This is a genomic window from Microcystis sp. M179S2 (assembly GCF_020245805.1).
Lineage (GTDB): Bacteria > Cyanobacteriota > Cyanobacteriia > Cyanobacteriales > Microcystaceae > Microcystis > Microcystis aeruginosa.
The window spans coordinates 1-3,097 of record NZ_JADBUE010000278.1; the positions used below are offsets into that span (position 1 = coordinate 1).

Annotated in this window: 4 protein-coding genes; 1 reads left to right on the top strand and 3 read right to left on the bottom strand. The window is 39.0% G+C overall.

Features of this window, described 5'->3' with window-relative positions; all coding sequences use genetic code 11:
- Window positions 1-326 precede the first annotated feature (326 nt).
- The 3 genes from IM500_RS16655 to IM500_RS16665 form a co-directional block, all read right to left on the bottom strand.
- The gene (locus IM500_RS16655) at window positions 327-476 is read right to left on the bottom strand and encodes a hypothetical protein (protein ID WP_287739066.1); all 150 of its coding nucleotides are present in this window, start codon (window positions 474-476) and stop codon (window positions 327-329) included.
- A 17-nt stretch (window positions 477-493) separates the two neighbouring features.
- Window positions 494-853: a CU044_2847 family protein gene (locus IM500_RS16660; RefSeq protein WP_012267109.1), complete on the bottom strand. Its 360-nt coding sequence runs from the start codon at window positions 851-853 to the stop codon at window positions 494-496.
- A 182-nt stretch (window positions 854-1,035) separates the two neighbouring features.
- Window positions 1,036-1,668: a DUF3782 domain-containing protein gene (locus IM500_RS16665; RefSeq protein ID WP_190723832.1), complete on the bottom strand. Its 633-nt coding sequence runs from the start codon at window positions 1,666-1,668 to the stop codon at window positions 1,036-1,038.
- A gap of 485 nt (window positions 1,669-2,153) precedes the next feature.
- Here IM500_RS16665 and IM500_RS16670 point away from each other — a divergent pair, with 485 nt between their 5' ends.
- A complete protein-coding gene (locus IM500_RS16670; RefSeq protein WP_190723833.1) occupies window positions 2,154-2,852 on the top strand; it encodes a hypothetical protein in 699 nt (232 codons plus the stop codon).
- Window positions 2,853-3,097: the final 245 nt, after the last annotated feature.

Below are 3,097 nucleotides of genomic sequence, written 5' to 3' on the forward strand. Positions count from 1 at the left end.
AAAGCCACTCTTAATCGTGTCTTGGAACGAAATAGAGGCTTTTAAAGACTGCGTACATGGAGAATTAAAACAAGAATTACCCTCGAAAAGCCTATTTTTCCACTAAGTATTTATGCTCATGGCAAAGGTGAGATGCTCCCTGGTTGATGGTTGAGCTTGTAAAGGAACTGAATCTTTTAATCTTAAGATAGCAATATCTTGCGGATCATGGCTGTTAAATTTAACTGGATGCCAAACCTCTACGGTTGTTTCTAAAGATGTACCCGATGCAATTATAGGAAAATCACATTCAATAATGTCAGTAGGTTTCTCAGGAGATTTTACATCTAATCTAAAGATTCATTAACAACATGAGCGCAGGTAATCAAGTATTCTGATGATATTAGAAATCCTGCCCCAACAATTTCTATTTTATCATCTTTCTTGTTTCGTTGCTTATAAATTCTGACCACAGAAAATTCTAGAGATGCAACCATTATTTTTATCTAAGTCCTTATTGAGTAGATGATTGCTTATTTTTTTCCTTGTTATCCCATTTTAGGGTAATTTCATAATTAACATCGGCACTTCCAGATGCAATAATAGCCCCTAGCCCAACAGTCATTTTTATCCCGAATTTTACCTCTACCTGATCAGCAGGTTCATTGAAACTTTTGACCTTATTAATTATGGCATTTGCCACGGGTTTTATGCCATTTAATGCGTCTTCAAAAGACTGAGCGGCTTTAACAGCTATTTCATCTGTTAGACTAATAAGTTCATCTTCTGGTTTCGGTTTGGGTAAGGGTAACTTTTCATCCACCTCGATGTAAATAGTTCCCTCATCTGAGGTAAATTCCACTAAACGAGTCATAAAAATTCTCCTGTTTATTTTATTGCGGTTGCCCAGACTTAATCAATCACAACTCCATCTTTTTGCTCTCCTACCTAATTATAGCATTTCCTGTTCGCAAGAGGTACATTGTTGAGGTTGAAAGGCTTAATCAGCAAAGGTTTAACTGTGCCACCCAGGTGTGAGAAACGCTATATATCTCTTTACCAAGTATTCGGTTGAAAGTCAGCATCATTAATAATTGCCACCGTATCCCCAGATGGTTTAATCACAAATAGACCTTTTTTATATGCGTATCGATCGATTCCCTCGTTGATTTCAATTCCCGCCACTGCACCGTAAGCTTGATAGTTTTGATAATGGGGAAAAGCGATTTTAAAACGAGTCAATTTTTCGATAAATTCATCCACATCATCTTTAGATAATCGAGATTTACATTCCACCACCACGAGTCCTGTATCATCCACCGCTAGGATATCAATTTCCATGGCGATACCCTGACGTTTGACTCTGGCGCGGGGATAAACTTCCTTAATATCAATGCCTTTCTCCTGAAAAAGCCGTAAAACCGCCGGTTCTACCAATTCTTCCACAAATCGACCCCAGGGACTGGTCAGACTATCTACCGCTTTGCTGGTTCGTTCTACGGTGCGTTTCAGTTCTGCCATCGAGCGCTCGGCTTCGGCGGCCCGGCGATCGCTTTCTAATTTCGCTTCGGCAAAGATACGTTCCATTTCGGCCCGACGAAGAGCGCTTTCCCTGAAACGGCGATCAAACTCCTCGGCCGAAGCGCGGAATAGCTGGTAAATATCCTCAAGGGTTACAGGTTCACTCATGGACTGACAGGGGGTACCGATAGACGGGGGGATTTAACCCCTACCTATTTAATGCCTGATTATATCTCTTTACCAAGTGTTCGGTTGAAAGTCAGCATCATTAATAATTGCCACCGTATCCCCAAGATGGTTTAATCACAAATAGACCTTCTATCCATTAGTCAGATCTTTCTTAACATTTCAAACCTTTGTAGCACAAGGCTTTCAAGACTCGGTTAACAATTTGTAATATTCCTTGTTGACACCCTTACTGACAAAGAAAAAACTGAAATCAAGTCAGGATCAGGGTTGGAGTGCTTACTGACAAAATTGTTAAGAAAGATTCCTATCAGTAATCATACTAAATCCGTTGAGTATAGGCTACATATCAGGATAGGCAAGAGGCAAGAGGCAAGAGGCAAGAGGCAAAAGGAGGAATAGATAATCAGTCTTTAATCACTGGATTTAGAATCAGTGATCAATCAACCTTTAACCATGAGTCAGTTATGATGATGAAATTATTAAGATCTGTAGTCATTTTTGCAAGTTTACTGAATGTTACACCTGGGATGGCAAATCATCCACCCCGACAAGTTGCTCAAGCGTCTAGCGCTTATTCGATTCAAGGTTATTGTTTTTCAGTCGCTAATGATGATCTGGATTCTACGGCGAGGATTTATATTCAGGGAAATCAAGTCACGGGTCGGGTAGAAGCTACGATTCATAATGAACAAGAATCTTATTATAGTTCCTATACTCAAACCTTACAAGGAAGGAAAAATGGGAATCAGTTAAACTTAAATATCAAGACAAAAATTGAGTTAGATACTCAAACAACTCAAGAAACCTGGACGTTAACTTCAGATTCTTTGAATACGGGACGAGTCGTTTATCAAAAACAACCTTGTTTAGTGTCTCAAATTCGGTTTGCACCAGGAACTAATACCACTACAGTTAATCAATCGGTTGTTCGAGGGAGTCGAAATATTTATTTATTAAGAGCGAATCAAGGACAGAGAATGGATCTGAAAATTACAGCATTAGAAAATAATGCCGTATTCGATGTGATTGCACCGAATGGGCAAATTTTGAAAACAGAAGCTACCCAATCTAGTTTAAAATTACCGGCTACTGGAAATTATGAAATAATTGTAGGGGGAACTCGTGGCAATGCCACCTATAAATTAAATGTTAAAATTCAATAAATAGAAGGAAACATGGAACAGCCTTGTAGCCTTGTAATAACTGGACTTCCCCCATACATAAATACTAGAAAATTAACAAAACCCTTACTGCAGGTCGCTTCTAAGAAAAAATTGAAAAGAGGCCACTGGGTACATTTTTCACTTGAAAATGGCTGTACCGTTGACTGTATCTGCAGTAAGGGTTTTGTTAATTTTCTAGTATTTATGTATGGGGGAAGTCCAGTTATTACAAGGCTACAAGGCTG